Source organism: Paenibacillus tritici (genome assembly GCF_013204885.1).
Classification (GTDB): domain Bacteria; phylum Bacillota; class Bacilli; order Paenibacillales; family Paenibacillaceae; genus Paenibacillus_AQ; species Paenibacillus_AQ tritici.
On record NZ_JABMKX010000012.1, the window covers coordinates 106,820 to 131,650 of the forward strand.

General features: G+C 53.9%; 14 protein-coding genes. 3 read left to right on the forward strand and 11 right to left on the reverse strand.

Annotation, left to right across the window (positions count from 1 at the left end):
* Nucleotides 1–5: 5 nt before the first annotated feature.
* Together HQN87_RS21715 and HQN87_RS21720 are read right to left on the reverse strand one after the other, a co-directional pair.
* Nucleotides 6–1,721 carry a beta-L-arabinofuranosidase domain-containing protein gene (locus HQN87_RS21715; protein ID WP_173137579.1) on the reverse strand — a complete coding sequence of 572 codons (1,716 nt, stop codon included), beginning with the start codon at nucleotides 1,719–1,721 and terminating at the stop codon, nucleotides 6–8.
* Between the two features lie 30 nt (nucleotides 1,722–1,751).
* The gene (locus HQN87_RS21720; RefSeq protein WP_367272766.1) at nucleotides 1,752–4,175 is read right to left on the reverse strand and encodes a glycoside hydrolase family 31 protein; all 2,424 of its coding nucleotides are present in this window, start codon (nucleotides 4,173–4,175) and stop codon (nucleotides 1,752–1,754) included.
* A gap of 118 nt (nucleotides 4,176–4,293) precedes the next feature.
* Between HQN87_RS21720 and HQN87_RS21725 the strand changes: the two genes are divergently transcribed.
* Entirely contained in the window at nucleotides 4,294–5,187 is an 894-nt protein-coding gene (locus HQN87_RS21725) for a helix-turn-helix transcriptional regulator (RefSeq protein ID WP_173137583.1), read from the forward strand.
* 70 nt (nucleotides 5,188–5,257) lie between these two features.
* On the opposite strand, the gene HQN87_RS21730 is transcribed toward HQN87_RS21725, so the two are convergent.
* The gene (locus HQN87_RS21730) at nucleotides 5,258–6,685 is read right to left on the reverse strand and encodes a family 43 glycosylhydrolase (protein WP_173137585.1); all 1,428 of its coding nucleotides are present in this window, start codon (nucleotides 6,683–6,685) and stop codon (nucleotides 5,258–5,260) included.
* A 271-nt stretch (nucleotides 6,686–6,956) separates the two neighbouring features.
* Nucleotides 6,957–8,759 (reverse strand): family 43 glycosylhydrolase, encoded by a 1,803-nt coding sequence (locus HQN87_RS21735; RefSeq protein WP_173137587.1) that lies wholly within the window; start codon nucleotides 8,757–8,759, stop codon nucleotides 6,957–6,959.
* Nucleotides 8,760–9,005: 246 nt separating this feature from the next.
* Between HQN87_RS21735 and HQN87_RS21740 the strand changes: the two genes are divergently transcribed.
* Entirely contained in the window at nucleotides 9,006–10,151 is a 1,146-nt protein-coding gene (locus tag HQN87_RS21740) for a family 8 glycosyl hydrolase (protein WP_173137589.1), read from the forward strand.
* A 267-nt stretch (nucleotides 10,152–10,418) separates the two neighbouring features.
* Here HQN87_RS21740 and HQN87_RS21745 read toward each other — a convergent pair whose 3' ends face one another.
* From HQN87_RS21745 to HQN87_RS21765, 5 genes are all read right to left on the reverse strand, one after another.
* A complete protein-coding gene (locus HQN87_RS21745) occupies nucleotides 10,419–12,038 on the reverse strand; it encodes a response regulator (RefSeq protein WP_254075604.1) in 1,620 nt (539 codons plus the stop codon).
* The gene (locus tag HQN87_RS21750; protein ID WP_246553501.1) at nucleotides 12,025–13,791 is read right to left on the reverse strand and encodes a sensor histidine kinase; all 1,767 of its coding nucleotides are present in this window, start codon (nucleotides 13,789–13,791) and stop codon (nucleotides 12,025–12,027) included. The genes HQN87_RS21745 and HQN87_RS21750 overlap by 14 nt, the downstream gene beginning before the upstream one ends.
* Nucleotides 13,792–13,874: 83 nt before the next feature.
* Complete coding sequence (locus tag HQN87_RS21755; protein WP_173137593.1) at nucleotides 13,875–14,795, reverse strand: carbohydrate ABC transporter permease; 921 nt, start codon at nucleotides 14,793–14,795, stop codon at nucleotides 13,875–13,877.
* A gap of 14 nt (nucleotides 14,796–14,809) precedes the next feature.
* Nucleotides 14,810–15,709, reverse strand: a complete 900-nt coding sequence (locus HQN87_RS21760; protein ID WP_173137595.1) for an ABC transporter permease — start codon at nucleotides 15,707–15,709, stop codon at nucleotides 14,810–14,812.
* Nucleotides 15,710–15,728: 19 nt separating this feature from the next.
* Nucleotides 15,729–17,456 carry an extracellular solute-binding protein gene (locus HQN87_RS21765; protein WP_173137597.1) on the reverse strand — a complete coding sequence of 576 codons (1,728 nt, stop codon included), beginning with the start codon at nucleotides 17,454–17,456 and terminating at the stop codon, nucleotides 15,729–15,731.
* Between the two features lie 169 nt (nucleotides 17,457–17,625).
* Between HQN87_RS21765 and HQN87_RS21770 the strand changes: the two genes are divergently transcribed.
* Nucleotides 17,626–18,402, forward strand: a complete 777-nt coding sequence (locus tag HQN87_RS21770; protein ID WP_173137599.1) for a helix-turn-helix transcriptional regulator — start codon at nucleotides 17,626–17,628, stop codon at nucleotides 18,400–18,402.
* Between the two features lie 389 nt (nucleotides 18,403–18,791).
* On the opposite strand, the gene HQN87_RS21775 is transcribed toward HQN87_RS21770, so the two are convergent.
* Nucleotides 18,792–20,363: a carboxylesterase/lipase family protein gene (locus tag HQN87_RS21775; RefSeq protein ID WP_173137601.1), complete on the reverse strand. Its 1,572-nt coding sequence runs from the start codon at nucleotides 20,361–20,363 to the stop codon at nucleotides 18,792–18,794.
* Between the two features lie 328 nt (nucleotides 20,364–20,691).
* Nucleotides 20,692–24,474 (reverse strand): glycosyl hydrolase 53 family protein, encoded by a 3,783-nt coding sequence (locus HQN87_RS21780; RefSeq protein WP_173137603.1) that lies wholly within the window; start codon nucleotides 24,472–24,474, stop codon nucleotides 20,692–20,694.
* Between the last annotated feature and the right edge of the window lie 357 nt (nucleotides 24,475–24,831).

The following is a 24,831-nucleotide window of genomic DNA, read 5'->3' on the forward strand; positions in this document are numbered from 1 at the left end:
GCTCTTCAATCTGCATACGCTGCGCTGCCATCCTGCGCTCGGGAGAACGGGCGGTCACGGCCTTCGTGTCCCTCCACATCCAGATACACCGTATACTCTTCCTCCTCTACCCGGAACAGGGGAACGAATGATGCTTGCTGCGCCTGGCCGACCCGGGCAAGCAATACGTTACCGTACTTCACTGCCGCCAGATGCTCCGCGCCGGGGAGCGGTACCTGGTGCAAGGCTGCTGCGATTTCGATTTCAATGAGATCCTGGTCCGCAAACACCCGCTCTATGGCACAATACCCGTTCTCCCGCTGAAGCACCTGCGGTACAGAGTTAATGGTCACTGCGGCGACCGCCTGCTCCTTCAGGATCAGCTTGAAGGCTGCCGGCCCGGCGGCTTTGATCTGAAGCGTGGATAAGAGCCCGTCCGGGAAACGGGACTCTTGGATTATCTGCAGGTTCTTCTCCTTCCAATCCAAGGTAGAGGAGATGAACGCGTTCAGCAGCAACGCCTCCCCGCTGCGGAACCAGATGTTCTTCTGAAGCTCACTCATCGCCTCGACTCCCGATGCGGTACAACACCAGAAGGTATCATACGGTCCGCTGAAGGTCTTGGATACCCCGCTGCCCAGCGGCTGATGATACTGCGATAGCCCTGTGCTGCGGCTTGCACTGTTCAATATGGCATTGTATTTCAGAGACTCCAGATGATCGAGATACTCCACCGAACCGGACCACTCCAGTAACCGCTCCAGGATTCTCTCAGTATTATGCGCACAGCAGCTTTCGCTTTCGCCGCCGGTCAGCGCATCGCCCAGATCGCCGTAAGCTCCCCAATGCTCTGACCGCTCAGATACACCGCCCGGGATATAGTCCGTAGCCTTCGAGCTGTTGTTCCCGTTCGCTAACGTCCTTCCCTGCAGATATTCGTAGAAATGAATGGCCGCTGCCTGGTATTTGTCTTCGCCGCTGATGTTGTAACGGTGCATAGCCGCCAGCACCATGGGCAGATGCGTATTGGCATGCAGATTCTCAAGCACATCTGCCCCGGTCTCCAGCGGATGAAGGAGATACGGCCGGTCAAATTGGTTCGCCAGCGCAAGAATTTGCCGGTCTCCTGTGGCTTCATATAATGTGTAAAGAGTATCCCCCATGCCCCCGAACTCATTGGCCGGGTTTACCTTCGTACAGCGCAAGATCCCGTCTTTTTTCCAGTGGGACAGCTTATCCATACGCCGCTTCACGTAATACGCCAGATTCCTGGCAAGCACCAGAGCTTTCGGACTGTGAAGATAGAGATGGCAGTCTACCAGACCCTGCAGGATTTTGTGCAGTGTGTAATAAGGCGCCCAGACCTTCCGGTCCTCTTCTGCTTCGAGTATATCCAGCTTCTCCTCTTCAAAGGCACTCAAATACCCGTTAGGCTTCGCGCAAGCCTCCATGATATCCACGATCTCGCAGGCCTTTCTCCTTAACGCCTGATCCTGGTCTCCGTAAGCGAATTTGGCACAAGCAGAGAGGTAATGTCCGGCAAAATGTCCGCGCAGGCCGCTCTCCGGGCTCTCCCAGCCGCCCAAAGGCTCCGCGTCCGACGGAAGCCCGGCATTGAGCTTAAAGGTATGCAGCAGACGGTTCAAATCAAATTCGGCAATATACTTCTTGACGAGTTGTCTGCGGGAAGCAAAATCATGGTCGGTTAACGTCACTTCATCCAGACCAAAGTTCTTAAACACAAGGCACCTCAATTCTATCGCAGCATTATTTTAACCCAAATCTGCTTCCCGGACGGTTACAGCTTCACCCTCATAAGTTACCATACAGCTTCCGGCCTGTCCGGCAATCTCTACAGCGAATGCTCTTACCGCCTGCATACCGGCATACCCTCCTGCCCGCTTCCCGATGGTCAAAGTGCGGTCCGCTTCGCTCCAGGTCATCAAGATCATGGAATAGTAGCCATGCTCATAATTGTAGTTATCCCCTTCATCTTCATACAGGGTGAAGGAGACATCCTTGCCGCCGTATACCTTGAGACTAATCACAGCATCCGGCTGTTCGTCCGTATATTGAACCTCGGGGCCAAGCGGAACAATCGAGCCGGCGCGGACGAAGAGGGGTAGTGTCTCCAGGTCGGCCTTGGTTTCAATCGTCTGGCCGCCCTCTATCCGTTCATCACTCCAGTAATCGTACCATTCCCCCGCCGGCAGGTAGACACTGCGCTGCTTACAGATTCCCTCCAGCTCACGCGAGCCGGGACCATAGTACATTGCCTCCGTTACAGGAGCTGCCATGAATGCCGGACCGAACATGAACTGGTCGCCGATCGAATGGACCTGCACATCTTCCCGGTAGTCGAAGGCAAGCGCACGGAACAGAGTATAGCTGCGGTGTGCGACGGCTCCGGCCAGTGAGTAGATGTAAGGCATCAGCTTGTAGCGGAGCTTCAGATATTTCACAAGCGTATCATACATCAGCTCCCCCTCTTCTCCGAACTGCCACACCTCTCTTGGCGTATCCGTTCCATGGGAACGGAACATCGGCAGGAAGGCCCCTAGCTGGAACCAGCGGACATACAGCTCACGGTATCCGAGATCGGCGACACCTTCATCATAATCCCCGTTACAGAACCATTGCTCCTTCATCTTCTTCACGAAAAAAGCGCCGATATCCAGTGTCCAATACGGAGAGCCTGTCAGGCAGAAGTTAAGGCCGTCAGCAATCTGCTTCCTCAGCGTCTCCCAATTGGCGGCGATATCCCCTGACCATGTAATCGTGCCGTACCGGTGCTGCCCCGCAAAAGCCGACCGTGTCAGATTAACCACCCGTTTCTCTGAGGTGGCTGCACGCTGGCCTTCATAGATGCCTTTGGAATGCTGCATGGAATAGGCATTGATCAGCCCCGGATCGAGATAACGCTTGGATTCCGAGGTGTTGATCAGCAGACGCTGCTCCGGTTCCGGCTTCACCGCGCCCTTCCAGTCCGCTTCGAACGGCTCGGTGCAATCGCACCACCAGGCATCGACTCCGTGGGAGAACAGCCCGTCATTGGCCTGCTTCCAGTACAATTCGCGCGCTTCCTCCTGAAAGGCGTCATAGGTGGCCTGATTGCCGAGCAGGAAGCCGCGTTCCTTCATCTCCTCATGGTTGGCCCCGCCCGCGCCCATAATCGGCCAGATGGATACCATGAGTTTGGCATTCATGGCGTGCAGGCTGTCCATCATCTGCGAGGGATCAGGGAAACGTTCGGGATCGAAGGTCTTTTGCCCCCACAGATTCCCCGTCCAGGACTGCCAGTCAAGCACAATACAATCTAGGGGAAGCGAACGCTCACGGTACTCCTGCACAGTGGCAATGAGTTCTGCCTGGGAGATATACCTCTCCTTGGACTGTACATACCCGAAGGACCACTTGGGAAGCATCGGCGCTTCCCCGGTCAGATAACGGATTCCCGCAGTAATCTGATCGAACTCCGGCCCGTAAATGAAATAATAATCCATGTCTTCATCGGCATCACTCCAGAGATAGGAGCCAAAGGCATCATCATGGAAGGTCATGTATGACCCCGAATCTACCAGAATCCCATAGCCGCGTGTAGATACAAGCACCGGAACAACCGCTTTCATATTCTGCTGATACAAGTATTGCTGCTGGCCCCGGAGGTTCATCATCCCTTCCTCATGGGAGCCAAGTCCATATAGCGCTTCGTCTTCCTGCCATTCAAATTCCAGCTTCGTATGAAAAGCCTCTCTGTCCAGCCTGCGGTTGACCCCTTCGGCGCGCGCGCGCAGACCATCGGCCCCCTGGCCGGTCTCAACCGTATCTGCCGAAGCATCGAAGACCGTATGATAGACCTCGGTCCGCTCCAGGGTCTTGCCGCCTCTGGACGGCTCCCGTGTCAGCAGCGCTCCGACCGCATCCCGGTAGCTGAATGCACAGGTCTCTTTGTCCACTTGAATCGTAAGCAGTGCTGTCGATATTTCCAGATGGCTGGTCTGTTCTGTGACCTTCCACTCTACACTCTCAGCCTCTGGATGGTTCACCACCATAAGACTCTCTTTCCCGCTTAGCTCCGCATTCAGGGTATACCGGATTCTGGCGATGCCCGGCGTATACATGGCGATATGCATAATCCCCTCTGTAGTCTCCAGCCTTACGCCATCTGTACCGGAGTGTGTAGCGATCAGTTTCACAATAGTTCCACCCTTCATTATGATTTCCTTTGATTACAATGATATTATTATTAATATCCGTTATCTAGCATATATTTGTGCTTTATAGGCACAATATTGCGATTCGCAGGAGGTAATCATGTACGAACACCGTTACCGCGAGAACAAGCTGCATGGTCAGCCTGAATTCCCGCTTCATATCTACCGGGTGGAGCATCAGGCCCGCGTCCATTCGATTCTGCCCGTGCATTGGCATAACGAGATGGAGATCATCTATCTGGCGGAGGGCCGGGCTGTCTTCTATATCGAGAGCCGGGAGTTCGCCATGCAGGCAGGCGATGCCCTGATCGTCCACCCGGGGGAACTTCATTCAGGCATGGACACCGTCTCAGGCGGCACCTGTTATTACTCCATCGTGTTCAAATGCTCCTGGCTGTCTTCACCGTATCCCGACCGGGTGCAGGAGCTGTTCCTGGACCCTCTATTGCAGGGGACAACCCGGCTGCCTGCCTTGTTATCTGCTGCGGACGATACCCATACTCCACTGCTCTATCTGGTAAAAGAGCTGCTGAACCGCTATGAACACAAGTCTGCGGCGTATGAACTGAGCTTGAAGGCCCTCCTGCTGCTGTTCATTGCAGACAGCCATCACTACGGGCTGACCGGACAGAATCCGGAGCCGGAACCCCGTCACGGGCGGGAATACAACCGGCAAATCAGGGAAGTGCTGAGCTATATGGAGGAGCATTCCCGTGACAGGCTGGAGCTGGATCAGCTGGCTTCCGTCGTATCGCTTAGCCGCTCGCATTTCTGCAAGTTTTTCAAAGCCCAGACCGGTATGCGCCCAATGGAATATCTGAACTATATCCGCATCAGCCAGGCGGCCAGTCTGCTCCGCAGCGGATCATATAACGTGCTGGAGGCTGCGCTGGAGTCGGGCTATCAGCATGTCAGCTACTTCTCGAAGTGGTTCAGGCATTATATGAACATGACCCCTTCCGACTACAAGGCCCGTTATTCTTCCGGGGTGTAGCAAACAAGCAGCACCCGGGAACTTCCAGGTGCTGCTTGTGTATCAGGCCATATTCAGGAGGTCCTGCGGGTTATTCCAGTGTGAATGAAGCAAACTGGGCGCCCCCGCCTCCGGTATAGGTGAAATACAGCGCCTGAACGCCGTCCGGAATTGCCACTTCCGTAGTGTATTCTTTCCAGACATTCGTGAACCCTACCGGGATACGTCCAAGTGCCTGTCCGTCCCAAGCTGTCTTCACCTCGAACTCGCCGTGGCAGTAGCCGCGCACCTTAATGGAGACCCGGGTAACCCCTTCACAACTGAAATATTTGAATCCGGCGGTAGCCGAATCGGTCATATTGGCAATATAGCCGATCTCTTCATCGCCGTCTCTGCCGTCCTGGGTAATCTTCGGGAACCGGCTGTCCATCCAGGCGCCAATCCGGCCGAAACCTCCGGTGTACATCTCCTGATCCTTGGTGAACAAATGACAGGCCAGGTAAGCCGGATATTCTCCGCGTCCCTCCAGCGGGCCGCCGTTCGGGCCGGAGGTTGTAATCTCCACCTGCGGGATGGTGCCGTCTTCACGGAACGTAATCGGCTCGATGCAGCCCTGGCGCGAGAACGCGGTCCCGTTGGTATGACGGTGGTAGAAGATATACCATTCTCCATTAACCTCTACGATACTGCCGTGGTTATTGCCGCCATAATACATCGGCTGGTCCGCAGGCTTATAAGTATCAATATGCAGATCGCAATTGCTTACAATGACTCCCTGGTAGACGAAGTCCCGGGTCGGATGCTTACTGGTCGCATAACACAGCTCATGCATCGAGATCGAAGAATAGATCAGGTAGTAGATATCCCCTCTTTTGCGGATGGACGGGGCCTCGAAGAACTCATAGCCTTCAAATCCGGTCCCCTCGCTGTAAGGCTGGCTCGGTGCCACGAACACAGGCTCCTCCATAATCGTAAGCATATCAGGGCCTAGCACGGTAGCCATGGCGCCGTGTCTGGACTTATCCCCGTACCCGCAGAAGCCGGTGTACAGGTAGGTGGTATCTCCTTCGGTCAATACCCCGGGATCGAACTGCGGCTCGTCGCCTGCCCGTTCGCCCAGACGCGTGCCGTCACCGTAGGTTACATAGCCGTAGAATTCATATTTGCCGCCCGGCTTGTCGCAGACAGCCACCGAGACGACAGGAACCTTGTCCAGTACATAGTAGAGATAATACCGACCGTCCGGACCCTTCGTCACATCCGGTGCGTAGAGACACATATTGCCTTCGGGATTGAGCGGGTCATCCGTATTCCGGTAGATCACACCCTCATACTGCCAATCGGCCAGATTGTCCTCCGGCGCAGACCAGCAGGCATAGTCGTTCAGGCAGAAGGCGTGTCCGTTGAACCGGTCATGCGAGCCATACACGTACACTCTGCCTTCAAATACATAAGGCTCAGCATCCGGGATATATTCCCAGGATGGAAGATACGGATTGAATCCCTGTTGTTGTGTCATTTCTGTTGTCCTCCTAGTTGTTATATATAATAAGACGCACTTAGGTTTTGAACTTGAGCTTCGTCGTTACTGCGGTGAACATTTGGACTTCCGGCCGCTGTTGTCCCCAGATTTCTTGATTGATACCGCTCTTCGCGGAGGAAATCCGGGGACTGCTGCTGCTTCCGAAGCGAGCTTTCCTGCGGAAAGCTTTCAGGCGGTCGCTACCGCTCCTACAGTTCCAAATTTCCCCTCCGCATCTTTTGCTTTTTGTTTATTTCTGTAGTGCTTCTTATATAGATTGCACCGTCACCTGTATAACGCAATCGGCGTAATCGGGGTGTACATCCCGTTCATTGGCTACATCGAGTAGCGGCTTACCCTCGCTGTTAAAATGGACTCTGTGCATCGCCGAGCATCTCGTCCCATGCTTCACCAGCTGCTCTTCCCCGTGATACAGGATCAGCACCGTGCCATCAACATCCTGGAAGAATGAGTTGTGCCCCGGACCGTAGATCCCCTCCAATGAGTAGTATGACAATGCAGGAGTGCTGGCTTTGCTCCATGCCCCGGCATCCAGATAATCGCCGCCCCGGGAAATGCTTAACCAGCCCACCGCATAGGTATACCCCGTTGCAGCCCCGCCGGAATAAGCAATATACACGGTCTCTGCCGTAATCAGCGGATAAGGGCCTTCGTTATTGATTGTGCCCTGAACATTCTCCCAGCCCAGCAGCGGACGCGAGAGCAGCACCGGCTCGCTGGTTAATACCGCAGGGTCCGCTTCATTAACGGTTGCGATATACAGCATGGAGCCGGTGTCCAGCGGCGTTCCGATTCCCTTTCGGTACGACCAGACGACACAGGAAGTATCATCTGCCTTGAAATAAGTCATATCCAGCGTAATGCCGTCCTCTGTCAAAGGCGTACCATCCATCTGCTTCACCCGGACCGGCGTGCTCCAATCGGCGGCATTCATAATATCGCCGCCCTGCTTCAGCTTCATAAGATGGCACTGCGGCCCCCATACTGTTCCGCCTACGGCGAACAGAATGTACAACTCCCCGCCGATGAGGTGAAATTCCGGTGCCCAGAAGGTCTGGATGAAATTCAGCTCCTCATTCTGATCCAGAATAACGGCTTCTTGGAAGCCAGGGGCGAATAAACCCTGCAATGTATCTGCCACGCGGACATAGATACCGATATCCCCGGCATTGTCATTGGTGGCAAGGAAATAATACCTGCCGTTCCACGGAAGGATTACCGGGTCAGCATAGCCGCTTGCCAAGGGGAACGGAAGGTCGTGCGTGACTACCTTGCCATGTACGGTATAGGTTCCGGGCACGGTAAAGTCAATACCATCGGTATCCCAGGCTACCGGCTTGTCAGCGGTGGAGCCGTCAGAGTACAGCGCTGTAGCTCTAAGCGTTGTCAATTCGTCGGCGGAGCGGATACTGGCCTGCTCCGCCACGCGGATACCCGTGTTATGCACCGGAGTCCAGGCCCTCTGTACCCTATGGCCGACGGCGTAGTCTACCGTAATCTCATTCCCTGGACGGGTTCCGGGCAGCGGCTGAGCCGGCCGCTCTACCGCAACAAGTTCTGCAGGTTCCGGCGGCGATATAAGGTCCGGCTTCCGCAGATCCGCCAGCCGGTTCACATACCAGTTACCGCCGTTATCCTGCCAGCGTATCTCATATAGTCCGCTCGTCTTGTCAAATCCGCAGACGGCTTCTTGTACATACCGTTCCTTGTCCAAGGGTACAAGCCCCTGATCATCGAAGGTGATCAGATCCGGTGAAGTCCACAAAAGAAGCTGCCCTTTGCTCTCCTCGTCATCCTCCCCGAGAGCATCTACTCGTACCGCAATAATGCCGAAAGCACCGCCGGGTGTGCGGAATAGATAGGGATTTTTAAGTCCTTTTTCATGAATCACATTATTCTCATCCACGGTAGCCACGGCGAACAACAGGCCATAGTTCCGGTTCAAAGGCTGATATCCGCCAGACTCATCTGTACAGGCAAGATGAACGCTGTTGCTCAGAGACGCCGTGTAATCCTGGTCCGGCAACCGTGTATACACTGTAAGCTTCATAGGACCCTGCACCTTATTCATAAGAATATCACCCTTACCTTCATATTCACCTTAAAACATGTCCCTCTCAGTATAGAGAAGCCGCTTAAGTGAAGTCCATGACATATAGACACCTAAGTTTGATCTATTCTTAGATTACGGGAAGGCCGCCGGAATACTCTATAAATTTCAAGGAAAACGCTTTAATCTCTATATCTCCGGTTGTGATATACTTTGGGCAAAATATGATCTGCCTGGAGGATGATTATGAGTACGACCACAGAAGGCACCTTTTATACACAACAATACAGAAACCTGTTTCTTGAGAACGGCCTGCCGTCCGAGGCCATTGCGCAGAGACTTGAAGATACGTGGAACGAGCTTTTCTACGGCGCTCCAGGGGTCCGGATCTACCATCCTATGGGTGACGATAAGGGGTATATCGTAGATACCGGTAATACTGATGTGCGTACCGAAGGCATGTCCTACGGGATGATGATGGCGGTTCAAATGGATAAAAAGGAGGAATTCGACCGGCTCTGGAAGTTCGCCAAGGTCTATATGCAGCATACGGAGGGCCGTTATAAGGATTATTTCGCCTGGCACTGCAAGCTGGACGGCACGCGGCTGTCTCCCGGTCCGGCACCGGACGGGGAAGAGTTCTTCGCCATGGCGCTGTTCTTTGCGTCGGCGCGCTGGAGCGATGGTGCCGAGCCGTTCAACTATTCCGAGCAGGCCAGAATTATTCTCCGCGCCTGTGTACACAAAGGCGAAGACGGAGAAGGCGATCCCATGTGGGACCCTGCAACCCGGCTGGTTAAGTTCATTCCCGAGACGCCTTTCAGCGACCCTTCCTACCATTTACCGCATTTCTATGATTTGTTCGCTCTGCAGGCGGATGAGGCGGACCGGGCATTCTGGAAGGACGCGGCTGCCAAAAGCAGAGCCTATCTGCACAAAGCCTGCCATCCCGAAACCGGCCTGTCACCGGAATATGCCAATTACGACGGAACTCCGGCCGAACCCCAGCCGCACGGTGACTTCCGCCACTTCTTCAGCGATGCTTACCGGGTTGCCGCCAACATCGGGCTGGACTATGAATGGTTCCGCTGTGACCCTTGGCAGGTTGAGCAGTCTAACCGGATTCAGGCGTTCTTCCGGGACATAGATCCTGCGGATTACCGGCGTTATACCATTGACGGCCAGCCGTTTGACGAGCCTTCCCTCCATCCGGTCGGCCTGCTGGCAACCCTGGCTATGGCTTCGCTTGCAGCCGATGGACCGGATGCCGGGCTTTTCGTCCAGCGGTTCTGGAATACCCCGCTGCGCACCGGGGAGCGGCGGTATTATGACAACTGCCTGTACTTCTTCACTATGCTGGCGCTAAGCGGAAACTACCGGATTTATTTATAATAGATTCCTAACTCCACCGGAATAAGAGCTTCTCAGTCCGTTACGGCCTAGCCACACTCCCAAGTCTGAGGAGCAGCAGACCTGAATAGGCTCGCTCCACGCCCGCATTAATAGCTGCACACCAACAATCGCTCCCCCGGAATATGGAGGCACCGCCATCCATCCCGAAGGAGCGATTTTTTCAAAATATAAGAATCTATATGTTGCACGCTGAAACGAATGCCGTCCGTTTAAAGGACGGCATTCGTTTCCACTTGTTAACACCATTCAACCGCTGAGCATATCCGTACGGTATTCCTGCGGCGTGGTTCCGGTCCACTTTTTGAACACCCGGGTGAAGGATTGCGGGGTCACATAACCAATTAACGAGCCGACCTCCGCAACCTTCAGCTCCCCTCGCTTCAGCAGGTCCTTGGCCTGGCGGATTCGCATGTCTTCTATATACTCGGACAGATTAATTCCGCGCTCCTGCTTGAACAGGCGGGACAGATAAGAGGGATTGAAATGGATCACATCCGACAGCCGGACCAGCGACAGATCCCGGGTAAGATTCTCTTCAATATATAAGCAGAGGGTATCAATGACCCCGGCCGCCCGCTTCTGCTCCCCGCTCTTCCTCACGGAGAACAGAAGCTCTGCCGTATCCCGCAGATAACGGAACGCTTCTCCCAGAGTACGGTGGACCTCCAGCTGCATCAGACTGCTCACGCCTACCGCCTCATCAGCTTCCCAGCGGTTGATATACGACATCAGCATCAGGGCAATCGTATAATACAGCTCGGTGAGATAAGGGTTGCATCTTCCCCGGTCCTGCCCCGCCGGTCCTGCCATCTCCCCGAACAGCCGGAGGAACTCCTCCTTGCGGCCTGCCTCCAGATGCGCAGCCAAGGTATCCACCTTGTCCCGCAGGAACCGGTCACGGACGGGGTCCGGCGCAGCCGCCTCATTCAGGTTCACCCTCTGCACCATCTGCTCCCCGTCACCCGCCCGGTAATGCTGCACCTGTCTTGCCTTATCGTACAGCATGGGAAGCCTGGCCCACTGGAATTCCTCTGCACTGAGGGTAATGGCCATCCCGACCTCCAGCGACTCCCGGCAGGCCTGCTGTATAAGCTCGAAGGTACCTTCAAGGAATTTGCCCAGTTGTTCAAAAGTCTCCGCCCTGTCCAGATCCCTTGACCGCTCAGGCTGAATCAGCCAGATCAGGTCGCCGTACCGGTCGATGACCCCGAGGCTTACCGTCCGCTCCTTCAGCAGCTTCTCCGACAGGAACTTAACCGCAAGCGCTGTCTCCTGGCGGTCGGAATAGGTCCGCGGAGACTCAGAATCACTTATGCTGCCCAGTGCGATCAGTACAGGCAGTGAAGCATCCAGCGGAATCCGCAGCCGGCTGAAGTCCTCCGCCACCTCCTGATCTACTTTGACACTGTGAATCAGATGGCGGAAGTAGTCTCCCTGGGCCAAGGTCTCCAGCGTGTTAAGCTGCTCTTTGGACTGACGGATCAGATCATTGACCTGCATCGTATCCTTCAGCTCCTGAAGCGCACGCTTAACCGCCTCAATCAGCTTCGGATAACCTTCATTCTTGAGCACATATTGAACGCCCGGGGCCTGAATCGCCTGATAGACGTAATTGAAGTCGCTGTGTCCGGTCAGGAACACGATTTTGCACTGCGGCCAGCTCCGGCGGATATGCTCCATCAGCTCCAGCCCGTCCATTTCAGGCATACATATATCGGACAGGACGATATCCACCCGGGTGCGGTGTAACAGCTCCAGCGCTTCCTGGCCCGAATAAGCCTTGTAGATATCCAGACCCAGGTCCATTTTGCCAAAAATAACCGCCAGGCCATCCGTAATAATCTCTTCATCGTCAACGATCATCATCCTGTACACCTGTATGCTCACCTCCAGCTCTAAGAAGGATGGTCACCCTTAGTCCGCCCAGTGCACTCCGCTCAGCGAGCAGGCCGCTCTCTTCCCCGAAGGTAATGCGAAGGCGCCGGTGAATGTTCACCAGCCCGGTCGTCTCTGCCTGCTCCTGGCACACGTTAAGGGACTCATTCAATTGCGCCAGTGTCTCATCCGTCAGCCGGTCGCCGTTATCCTCCACAATCACGCGGATTTCAGCGCCCTCCTGCGCAAAGCGGACAATGATCAGACCCTCTGCCGCTTTCTTTTCCAGGCTGTGCTTGAACGCGTTCTCCACAATCGGCTGGACAATCAACCGGGGGACGGATACCCTCTTCAGCTCCTCGGACAAGGGATCGAACCGCACCCCGATCCGCCGGGAGAAGCGCATGGCTTGAATCTCTGTATACATCCGCGCATGATGAATCTCCTGTTCCATCGAGACCAGATCGGAAGCGTTCCGGGTGACAAATTGGAAGTATTCCCCGAGCATGGTCGTGAGCTGTTCGATCCGCTCGGTGTCACCGGTCTTGGCCATCGTGTTCAGAATGAAGAAGCTGTTATAGAGAAAATGCGGATTAATCTGCGATTGAAGCTGCTTCAGCTCGGCCCGCTGCGCCATGATGGTCTGCTTATACACCTGATCGATCAAGGACTGCAGATTGCTTACCATCTGATTGAAGCGGCTGTACAAATACCGGAATTCATCCCTCGATTCATGCTTGATATGAATATCCAGATCTCCGTGCTCCATTCTCCTGAAGCTCTTGACCAGCGTCAGCATGGGCTTGTGGATGAACTTGTATGTGGACAGCGCAAAAGCAATGATGATGGCAAGCGCAGCTACGGCAAATACCCAGGCCCAGGTATAGAATTTGCTTAACGGGGTCTTGATGATGCCCTCCGGGATCATCCGGTAGATGGACAAACCAAGCTCCTGCGATCCCGACTGGACAATATAATAAGGTGCCCCTGCAATCCTTAGCCGCTCCCCGGAGGCAACCGAGCGGATCTTGGGAGAATACTGGGAGGGGTCCGCATGGGCCAGATCTCCCGTCACACTGGACAATGCAAAGCTTGCACGGTCTGAGAGCAGCAGCGTACCACTGCCCGGATAGGTATTGAATTGGCCCAGCGCCGCCCGCAGCTCCTGGATGTCCAGCTCGATCTCCACCGTCAGAATCGGCTCTGCGCCCTTGACGCCCCGCTGCTTCATCGCACTGAGATACAAGCCTCCCTGCCATTCAATGACCTGGGAGCGGCGGTCTCCGAAGACCGAACGAATCTCGCGGAAGCGCTTCCCTTCGATCTCACGTACACCGCCAACAGACGAGATGGTTCTGCCTATGGTCATGATATGAACCCGTACGTCCTTGATATACGTACTGCTGTTCTGCACGATGAACAACCGCTTCATCAGCGAATTCAGATTCTCTGTGCGGTCAATGGTCGGCAGCGTCTCCCAGGTCAGCGCCAGCTTGTTCAGATCCTCATCCTCCAGCAGGCTGTACTGCATGAGCTTCATCCGCTCGATCTCATTCTCCATATCCCGCAGATAGAATTCCGTCTGGGCACTGGCTGAGCTTCTAATATCCGCACTTGCGGTTTGCACAATCCATTGATACAGATAGACGGCAAAGATAAGAATAGGCAGCATAATCAGCAGAAAGGTCACAATCATCCGCAGAAAGATCGTATTACGCAGTGAGGAATCCTTTTGGAAGAACAATGACCAGGCCTCCAAGAATCATTTTTCACCATTATAGCCTGAATTCCGGGAGTTCCGCTGGCTGCTGCATAACTTCTCTGAGGTCAGCCTTTGACACTGCCGAGTACGATCCCCTTCACGAAGTACTTCTGCAGGAACGGGTACGCCAGGATAATCGGCAGGGAGCCGAGGAAGATCTGGGAGGATTTGAGCGTCCGGTCCGAGATCAGCGCCAGGTCCAGCATCGCGTCACGTGACATGTTCGACAGATTTTGCTGGATGACAATCGTCTGAATATAGCTCTGGAGCGGATAATTGGCCGGATTCCCCATGAGCAGCAAGCCGTCAAACCAGCTATTCCAGTGCTCGACCATCGAGAATAAGGCAAGTGTAGCGAGCGCAGGCTTGGAAATCGGTACAAAGATGGACCACACCGTCCGGAAATGCCCCGCCCCGTCAATGAGCGCCGCTTCTTCAAGCTCCTTCGGAATCTCCCGGAAGAAGTTCAGCAGCAGCACCACACTGAACACCGGAACCGCACCGGGCAGCACAAGCGCCCAGATCGAGTCGAGCAAGCCGTACTCTTTAATGGTCGTATACCAGGGGATCAGTCCCCCGTTGAACAGCATGGTAACGAAAAAAGCCCAGGCATACACGCTGCGGAACCGCAGGGCATGTGATTCTTTGGATAATGGATACGCCACCAGAATGGTCAAAAGCAGATTCAGCGGAGTTCCGATGCCGATTCGGGTCAGCGAGACAAGCATCGACTGCCAGAATTCAGTACGGCTCATCGTATACATATAGGAGGCCAGCGTGAAGTCTACCGGCCAGAGCCTGACATACCCTGCGGAAGCCGCCGCACTTGAGCTGAAGGATACCGCTACAATATGAATCAGAGGCAATATACACAGCAGTGAAATCAGGATTAGAAAGGTTGCATTCAGCACCGCAATCCAGTCCAGGCGTTTCTTGGGGCGAATGGGAGTCCATTCCGCCTGCTTAGGCGTAAGCCGTTGCTCCATGGGTACTCCCTCCTCTAAAAGATCCGGTATTTGGCAAATCGGTAAGCCAGGAAATAGGAGCTGGAAATTAAGGTGAGCGAGATGATAGACTTAAAGAAGCCGACAGCAGTCGCCACTCCGTACTGTGCGTCGAGCAGACCGATCCGGTAGACAAAGGTGTCCAGGATATCCCCGCTCTCATAGACCTGGGGACTGTAGAGATTAAAGACCTGATCGAATCCCGCATTCAGCAGCTGTCCCAGACTGAGCACCGACAGCAGAACGATAACCATGCGTATGCCCGGAATGGTGATATGCCAGGTTTTGTGCCAGCGGTTAGCGCCGTCAATGGTAGCTGCTTCATACAGTCCCGGGTCAATTCCTGTAATCGCCGCCAGATACACAATGGTGCCATAGCCGAAGTTCTTCCAGACATCCGAAGTAATCAGCGTGAAGGGGAACCAGTCATTGTCGCCCAGGAAAAAGATCTTGGAGACACCGAACCATCCGAGAAATTCATTCACGATCCCGCCCGAGGGGGACAGAATATCAATCAATATCCCCCCAAGCACGACCCAGGACAGAAAATAAGGCAGATAGATCGCGGTCTGCACGGACCTTTTGATCCAATTACTGGTCAGCTCGTTCAGCAGTATTGCGAATACAAGCGGAATAATCAGACCCAGAATCAGCTTGAGACTCGAAATAAACAGCGTATTCCACAAGACCTGTGTGAAGCTAGGTAGATTCATCACATATTCGAAGTTATCCAGGCCAATCCACTTCTGATCTCCGAACAGCCCCTTGGCCGGAATGAACTTCTGAAAGGCAATCACAACACCGGCCATGGGCACGTAGGAGAACAGAATAATCATGACCAGTCCCGGCACAAGCATCAAATGAAGCGGCAGTTCTTTTCGCAGTTTTGCTCTCATCGTTATCCTCCGGGGCACATCATTTCTTAGTCGATTCGTACCATTCATTGACCTCTTGCGTAATCTGATCCCCGCCCAGCTTCTGCCAATCCTTCACAAACTGGTCGAACTTGTCGATAGGATCACCTAAAATAATTTTGACAAACATTTCATTCTGCTGCTTTTCAAGTGTCGTTTTGCGCTCGACCATGGTCGGTGTCGGAGCGCCGACGAATTTCTCCTGTAGGAACTGGTCATTCTTGATGTACTGGTCAGCGATTCCCATGGAGCCTTGCTCGCCATAGATCCGCTCCCAGCCCCATAGAGAGAAGCCCTCCGTTGAACCTGAAGCATAGGACTCCAGCTTCCCTTGGATCGTCTTGGCTTCGCCTTTCAGGGTAGAGAAATCACCGGCCTTGCGGGCAGCATCAATCTCACGGAAGGCGTCTACGTTCTTCGTTACCGGATACGGTGTAACCGGGGACAGCTGCCAGACACTCTCCGCTTCCGGCGGTGCATAGTACTTATCGAATTCGGCCGTCTCGCCCCAGTTCTTCTCCACATGCAGATTGAACATTTTGATTACGGCTTCAGGGTTCGTGGCTCCCTTCTTGACCGCGAAGAAGCGGGTGGTGCTGAATTTCAGCGGCACCTTCGGCGTATCGCCCGATTCCGAGACAATCGGGAAGGCCTGCCACTGCGCCTTGGGATCATTGTCACGGTTAAGCTGCAGCGGCCAGATGGAATTCCATTGCTCTCCGTACTCCATCCCGATCTTGCCTGCGGAGATCATCTCGGAGACCTTGCCGCCGTCCTTCACCCCGAACTCCTGGTCGAGCTGTCCCTTCTTGGCCATATCCTGGAGCACCTGGAGCGCTTGCTTCACTTCAGGCTGAATGCTGCCATAGACCAGCTTGCCGCTGCCGTCATCCACCCAGATATTCGGGTAAGCGTTGTACCCGGCCATGAAGCCTTCCAGCCCCATGGCCCCTCCCCACAGATCCTTGGTGATGCCAAGGCCGATCGTATCCTTCTTGCCGTTCCCGTCCGGGTCCTTCTCCACGAAGGCTTCGGAGATTGCAAGCACATCCGCCATGGTCTTCGGCGGCTGGAGTCCCAGCTTCTCCAGCCAGTCGGTACGAATCCAGATGTACATCGACCGTTCAATGGAGGATTCCAGGCTCGGAATCGCCATCAGCTTCCCGTCGAAGGTTGCTGCGTCGAATACACTCGTCCCTTCCCCCGCGAGCACTTTTTTGGTGAACGGGGAGGCATACTTTTCATATAACGCCGTCATATCCTCGATCTGGTCGGAATCGGCCAACTGCTTGAGCTGTGTGGCGTTGACCGGAGTCACATCCGGCAAGTCGCCGGAGGCCAGTGTGACATTGATCTTCTGCAGATATTGATCCGAGGTCTGGCTGCCCTTCACAATCCAGTTATACTTGATCTTGATTCCGAGCTGATCCTCATACAACTTGGTCCAGCGGTTGTTATCAATCGTCTCATCCTTCAGCACACCAAGCACGTTATTCTCTACCACATCGCTGAGGTCTCTGACGAACGATAGTTCAATCGGAGGATCATATTTCCCGAGCGGGCTCTCATCGACGGATGCGCTTGCCTTCGGATCATTGCCGGCTGCCGCTTCCTTGCCGCCGTTACCGGATTCTAGCTTGCCCGAGCAAGCGGACAACAGCAGTGCAGACAGGAGCAGAATTGAAGTGCTTTTCAGCCCTGCCGGACCCTTCCTTGTACCTGTGTTCATAGTCAACCCCCAGTTCAATTAGTGTTGATTTTATTTGGTTACGCTTTCATTATGGGGGAGGCGCCTATTTATTGACAACGCTCACATTTTTACTTCACTTATCCGGCATTGACACAAACACAAAAAAGAACATGCTATAATGAAGCATGTCTGCCAGGAGGAGAGCGCAATGGCCCTTATTCACTATGTGGAGTGCAATACTGTACACGCTGCTAATTTTGTTGTCGATGTTCCCGCGGGCGCGCACTGGCTGCTAGTCGTTACCAAGACTCCGGCCCTGTTCTGGGTGCATGGCGCACTCAAGCTATATCCCGCGCACAGTGTAGTTCTCTATCAGCCGCAGCAGAAGGTCTATTATCAGGCCTGCGCCGGTCCGTTCGTCAATGACTGGATTCGGTTTGAATCCGATGAACCCTATATTACGGAATCTCCGCTTCCGCCAGGCATTCCCTTTGCCTTAAGTGATCCCGACTTCTGCCAGAAGCTGCTTGAGCTGATTGTCAGCGAGCATCATTTCAGCCGGGACTGCAAAGCATCCTCGATTGATTATCTGCTCCGGGCCTTGTTCAACAAGCTATGGGAATCCTACTTCCAGGACAATATTACACCTCAATACTACAAGCTGCTGAAGCTGCGCACGGTCATTCAGAATAACCCCGGAGAGTATTGGACCGTCGCCACCATGGCGGATTACCTTGCGATCAGTCCTGGGTATCTCCAGAGCATTTACAAAAAAACCTTCGGCATCTCCTGCATGGAAGATGTCATCAACAGCCGGATCAGGATGGCCAAAGAATACCTGATCCACAACGCCCAGAGCATTGCCGAGGTCGCCGCACGGTGCGGCTATCAGAATGTGGAGCACTTCTGCCGCCAATTCAAACAAATCACCGGGCACACGCCGGGAAATTTCCAGAAGCAGGCCAAGTTGGGAGCTTCGCTGTGACTCCAGAGAATGTTCGACCCTCCGGCCGCTGCCGTCTGCTGATTTCTTGAATTCAACCCGCTGTTCGCGATAGCAATCCGCAGACAGCTGTTGCTTCCGAAGCAGGAACAGCGTGGGCAACGGTGTGGCAGTGGCAGTGCCAGTGTCCGCGCCCGGAAAGAGTTGGATTTACTCCACTTGCTGATGAACGGAGGCGCTCTTGCCAGGCAACAGTTGGAAAATCAGCACTTAATAGGCTGCAAATAGATCAGAACAGCGGAAAGACAGGAAATTAAATGATGTTTATCCAATTAATTACCGCTGACGCTCCGAATCATCCAAATTAAGATACGTTTGTCCAATTAATCTTACAGCGTCAGATTGGAGATTCCTCTTTTAATCTTACAGAATCAGATTGGAGATTCCTCTTTCTCTGTACCGCTATTCGCGTTCTTCGCGTTCTTCGCGTTCTTGAAATACTGCTGCACTAGAAAATTCATAATCCCGCCCGGCTGCTGCCTGGCGAACTCAGCCTGATCTGCGAACACCATCCCGTACGGCGCGTCCGGGGTGTATGGCTCCCAGCGGGGCAAGGCTTCCCCTGTGGAGTCTTGACCGTTCGGGTCTCCGGTGCGGATGAAATGAGCCGTATAATTGCACATCTGGCGGGCCAGATCATAATGCTTGCCGACAAACGGCCGCCAGCACTTGGCAAGGGTCTCGAAGAAGAACCAGAGGTCCACCGAGTGGAAGGTGCCCGGGTTATCCCACCCTGGAATCTCGGCATCGAAATTATAATAGTAGAGCGGCGGCGCGCCGCCACTATCCGCATTGGCCTGCGCGGCAATACGAATCGCGTATTCGATTCCGCTTACCGAAGCCCGCTCCGCCGCTTCCTGCACAGTATCCCTCTGAACGCCGCTAAGCTCCAGGAAGGTATCGGCATCTTCTCCGAACATATCTGCCGCAAGCTGCTTGAACTCCTCATAAGACTCAACCTTCGGGGTACTGAAGAACTCGGAGGAGGTATGGCCGAGCATAACCGGCACCTTCCACCGCTTATTCTGCACGAACAAATCGAACGGGTTGCCCACCTGGAACTGTTGATCTGCGACCGTTCCCCAGAATCCGCCGTGTGCTACTGCCTTATCCCGAAGATAGACCGCATCCAGCTTCCGGGCCTCCGCAAGCGTGGATACCCCTAAATATTTGAAGAACTCGATACCGCCATGTTCAGCTTCTTGCAGATTACTGCGCATAGGAGGAAGCAGCGTGCCCGGATACAGCCTAGTGAAGATACCGCTCTCAATGATGGCCCGCTGAAACAAGCCTTCGTTCTGCGGTGAGGTCAGCTGGCTCATGACACTCCCGCCCCCGGCAGACTGTCCGCCGATGGTGATCTGATCCGGGTCCCCGCCGAATGCGGCAATATTGCGCTTCACCCAGCGGGTCGCTGCCTGCTGGTCGAGGTTGCCGAAGTTGGCGGGCGCGTCCGGCGATTCCGCCGTGATCTCGGGATGGCACAGAAATCCGAAGATATTCAGGCGGTAGTTGATGGTGACCACCACGATGCCTCTGCGTGCAATACGTTCACCGTCGAATTCCATTTCAGCCGGATGGCCCACCTGTAAGCCTCCGCCGAAATACCATACATATACGGGAAGCTTCTCGTCTGCGTGCTTGGCAGGTGTCCACACGTTCAGGTATAGGCAATCTTCACTCATCGCGATGTCCGGTTCTACGGCCCATTCACGGGTATAGATGTTGTTATCATCAATTTCCTGTCTGACCTGCATCGAGACCGGTGCGAATTCGTGGGCCTTCAGCACACCTTCCCAGTCTTCGGCAGGCTGCGGTGCCCGCCAGCGGTTGCCGCCAACAGGCGGGGCCGCAAACGGTATCCCCTTGAAGCTCGTAATCCGGGGATCGGCTGCGGGTAATCCCCGAACCGCCCCATTCTCAACCTGGACCAATCTAAGCATGTTACCGTCTCCTTTAGTGGGGTGTAACTGCATGAATACGCTTGCTTACACTAGAAATTCTAATAGACCCCTCCGCCCAAAACAATGATCTAAACCGGATCATAATTGATATATTCTAACATTGGAATGTATCCGGCTTTCCATAAGTGGAAACGGCTTTGCCGTCTTTAAGGGCGGCCCCGTTTCAGCGAGAAATAGAAGGATAAGTTATCGTGTGAAACCTATAAATTCTTATATTTCAGCAAAAACCCCTCCGGGCAGCTACCGCCTAAGTGCATCTCATAGATGTCTTAGGGGGCTGGCTGCCAAGAGGGGACTTCACTTTTATTTATTTCAATGCATTGAATACAATCTGTGCAATTTCTGCCCGGGTAGCAAGAGCCTTGGGAGCGAGCTTATGTTCAGTTCCCGTAATGGCGCCTGTTTGCACTAATACCTTGAGCGCGTCCTGTGCATAGACGGATACCGCCGCTGAATCTATATAACTATCTAAGCTCGTACCCTCTGTAGAGGCTGGCAACTCACCCAACTGCTTCAGAAGGTTGTACACAATAACCGAAACATCCTGTCTGCTGATCGTCGCTTCCGGCCTAAACTGATTGCCGCCCACGCCAGTAACCAGCCCCAGCTTCCGCGCAGTGCCCAGATAACCGGAATAATACTTATTCCCGGCATCCGAGAAATTCCCGGTTACCCCCGCCTCCGGCTCAATCCCGTAAGCCTTCATGACCATCATCAGGAAATCGGCCCGGGTCACCTGCTTCTCCGGTGCAAATTCATTCCCTCCAATGCCGTTCACGATTCCTCTTGCCGCCAGATAACCAACGGCCCCGCTATACCCGCTCTCCGGGCTAACATCATTGAAGGTGACTTCGTTATACCCCACCGCATAAGCGGCGAGAGAGGTTGTCTGGAAATGAACCTGTCCGGTGGAAGCATCATATCCTCCCCGCACCAGCTTCAGGACTCCTGCCTGGCCGATGCGGTATCCTACAATGGCATTGGTCTTCTCATTCGCCCGGGGCGTATACGGCAGGCTAACCCTAAGCTTCTCTCCATTAAATTCTCTCACTTCAACATTCCCTGCCCATACAGAAATGTCAACCACCGGTCTGTCCCCCAGCCTGGTCTGAACAGCTGCTGGAAGGCCGGATGGATCCAGCTCCCTGATGCGGATCAAGCGATCTCCTGCCGGACTGCCTCCAAGGGCGGCCAATGCTTTTGAATTGAAAGTGACCGCTGCCATTCCTGCATCTACTTTTAACTCCACATTTTTCATTTCTGCTAATAGTGTAAGAGCTTCCTTGGACAGGCTGACTTGGACAGCCTTATCAGTTGCTGCACCCTCCACCTTGATGTCAATCACTGCTTGTTGTCCAGCCGCTTCAGACGCCTTAATCTTCGGAAGCAGGTCCGCCAGCAAGCCCGGTTCCAGCTTGGCCGTGGCAATATTCGTTTGCAGGTCCCTGGTTGCCTTGATCTTCACGGTGTAAGTTGTAGTACTGCCAGTAACAAGCGTAACAACCTGGGCTAGTGGAGTACTGCTTTCACTGTTCCCGCTGTTCCCGCCATTCCCGCTGGTCCCATCGTTCCCACCATTCCCGCCATTACCTCCATTCCCGCTTCCGGAAGAGACAGGGTCCGTATTTCCGCTTGTGGGGGGAACGCCCGTCCCCGGTGCATCAATGGTCTTCAGCAGCACGAAGTCGTCATAAGACCCCCAGTTCCTGGCCTTGGCATCCTGCGAGACCCCAATTCTCAGCGTGCCATCTGTCACCTTAATTTGTTCGACAACCGCCTGGTTCCACTCATTCCAGCCCTTATTTGCAAAACTGGAAGCAGACCGGGCCTGATCCCCATTCACTGCGAACAGCTCATTCTTCACTTCATCGCCAGCGCCTTGCGACCAGGCTGACAACGTGTAGGTTCCATTCGTCAGGCCGGTAAGGGTCTGGGAAGCTTCCAGGGTATAGGCTGTTTCCTTCCAGAACCCCAGTGACTTCGTTCCCGTACGGGCAGAGTTCGATGCCAGGGGCGTAGTGTCAGACAGAGTCCACCCTTCAGGAAGCCCCTCTTCATTCACATGCTCAAAGCCGGGGTTCACAACAGGGTTCGGATCTACCGTAAAATGAAGCGTATAGGTTGCTGTCCCGTCCCCCGTTACAACAACCCTGGCACTGCCAGGCAAGGCAGTTGCTTGGGTTACCACGGCCTCTGCGCCTGCTATTGTCTTGGCCTCCACTGTAGGGAGGGCCGTCGTACCATGCGGCAACACTACTTCATAGTCCTGGATCTTCGGGTCAAACCCCGGAACAGTTTCCCCGTTTACTTTTAAATCAGCCAACCGGGTATTATCCTTCTTGATCAGCTCGAAATCGTCAATGTTCCCCCACTGCCCGTCAGAGAGCTTGTAATGAGCGCCAAGGGTTAGCGTTCCATCCGTGACCTCAATAGAATCCAGCACCGCCTTGGTCCATTGTTGCCAGCCTGTATTGGTGAAGCTCTGAGTGGTATTGCCCGCAAAAATCTCCGAGACCTCTTCACTGCCGCCTCCTGATACCCAAGCCGACAACGAATAGGTTCCATTGTCCAGCCCCGTGAGGGTCTGAGAAGCCGTGAATTCCGCAGGGTCAGCACTGTAATAGTGTAACGCCAACGCACCTGAATGTACGTCCTTATCTGTGCTGACTGCGCTGGTATCCCCTGTAAGGGTCCATTCGTTCAATCCATCCTCGAACCCGGGGTTCTGCACCAGACTTGTGCTGGGAATGACCGAAATTTCGCTCGAAGCCTGGAACCCTCCATCATAGGTAACCGCTGTGACGGTGGCAGATCCGGCCGATATCCCGGAGATAATACCATTGTAACGGTCCACCCGGACCACTTCCGGCTTGGAGCTTGCAAATTCCACTCCCCGATAGGTTGCATTCGCAGGCTCCAGGATGGCCGATAATTGACCGGTCCCCCCAACCTCAATCGTAACCGCAGGCTTATCCAGCGTCACAGAGGTTACCGGATTCCGGTTAATCTCCGCAGCTCCGTCAATGAACGCATCCATAGCAAGGGTCGGTGTGCCATCTCTGTTCCACGCAGATAAAGGATAGCCGAACAGGATTCCCGCAGGCTCCCAATAAAAAATACCGGTTCCCCTCTCATTAGGGATGGCGTGCAGTTTGTTTTGCACAGCTACCAGCATGTTGTACACGCTGTCTACATCCTTGGAGACGTCCCCTCCGACTTCAACGACCATCACTTTTTTTCCATAGTTCGCTTCCAGCTTGTTCATGTTCTCGCCTAATTCATCAATAGAGGAGGTGAACACTGCATCGGGATAATAAGACAGCCCTATGATATCGTAATCACTATCCTGGAGGCCCGCCGCTACAAGTCCGGCAAAAAAAGGATCAACGCCGGCTTCTGCTCCGTTTGCCCGGTGGATGATGACCTTAATTCCCGGAAATACCGCCTTGGACGCGCTTGATCCGGCCTGAATCAGTTGAACGAGGTTGGACGTATTGCTGTAGCTCCCCAGCGGATGCAGCATCCCGTTATTAATCTCATTCCCGATCTGCACCCACTCCGGCGTTACGCCTGCTGCCTTCAGCGCATTCATAACCTCCGAAGTATACGCCGACACATGCGCCTTCAGCTGCTCCAGATTATCGCCGGCCCATGCGGCAGGAGTGACCTGTTTGCCGGGATCGGCCCAGGTATCACTGTAATGAAAATCAATCATCACCCTGAATCCGATAGCGCTTACACGTGAGGCTAAGGCAACTACCTCTTCGGTGCTGTTATGACCGTTAGCCGGATCATCCGAAGGATTCACCCAGGCCCTGATTCTGATGGAGTCGATCCCGTGATCCTTCAGAATCTGCAGGAGATCCTGCTCCTGCCCGTCATCATTATAGAATTTATACCCTAATGCCTCTAATTGCGGCAGCCAGCTAATATCTGCGCCCTTGGAGAAGGAATCAGGAGCCGGCGAAGCGCTTGCCCGTGCGGGTACGCCGATTGAAACCATGGACAGGATCATTGCTAAGGACAGCAGCATGGCCAGAATTCTATTGCTGTTATTATTGCTGTTACTGTTTCTTTTTCTGTTTCTCATCGTACAGCCTCCTCTTCATAGGTAGCTTAATTATACGTGAGCGCTTACACGGCGTGGATTAAGGCAAGCAACTGAAAGTAATACTTTTCCAACAATCGGACAAAAGAAAGAGCAGTGCACCTCCTTTAGAGGAGAACCACTGCTCTTGGTTTAAACGATACGGTTGCCTGAGTGTTACAGAATACTCGAATCTGGAATCTAAATAAGAAGCACTAAAGAAATTAACAAAAAGCAAAAGAAGCGGAGGGGAAATTTGGAACTGTAGGAGCGGTAGCGACCGCCTTTGTCCCCGGATTTCAACCGCGAACAGCGGAATAAATCAAGAAATCTGGGGACAACAGCGGCCGGAAGTCCAAA

Coding starts and splice junctions, on each gene's coding strand:
- HQN87_RS21725 (WP_173137583.1), top strand. CDS start 4,294: ATGTACGAACACCGTTACCGCGAGAACAAGCTGCATGGTCAGCCTGAA.
- HQN87_RS21730 (WP_173137585.1), bottom strand. CDS start 6,685: ATGACACAACAACAGGGATTCAATCCGTATCTTCCATCCTGGGAATAT.
- HQN87_RS21735 (WP_173137587.1), bottom strand. CDS start 8,759: ATGAAGCTTACAGTGTATACACGGTTGCCGGACCAGGATTACACGGCG.
- HQN87_RS21740 (WP_173137589.1), top strand. CDS start 9,006: ATGAGTACGACCACAGAAGGCACCTTTTATACACAACAATACAGAAAC.
- HQN87_RS21745 (WP_254075604.1), bottom strand. CDS start 12,038: ATGATGATCGTTGACGATGAAGAGATTATTACGGATGGCCTGGCGGTT.
- HQN87_RS21755 (WP_173137593.1), bottom strand. CDS start 14,795: ATGGAGCAACGGCTTACGCCTAAGCAGGCGGAATGGACTCCCATTCGC.
- HQN87_RS21760 (WP_173137595.1), bottom strand. CDS start 15,709: ATGAGAGCAAAACTGCGAAAAGAACTGCCGCTTCATTTGATGCTTGTG.
- HQN87_RS21765 (WP_173137597.1), bottom strand. CDS start 17,456: ATGAACACAGGTACAAGGAAGGGTCCGGCAGGGCTGAAAAGCACTTCA.
- HQN87_RS21770 (WP_173137599.1), top strand. CDS start 17,626: ATGGCCCTTATTCACTATGTGGAGTGCAATACTGTACACGCTGCTAAT.
- HQN87_RS21775 (WP_173137601.1), bottom strand. CDS start 20,363: ATGCTTAGATTGGTCCAGGTTGAGAATGGGGCGGTTCGGGGATTACCC.
- HQN87_RS21780 (WP_173137603.1), bottom strand. CDS start 24,474: ATGAGAAACAGAAAAAGAAACAGTAACAGCAATAATAACAGCAATAGA.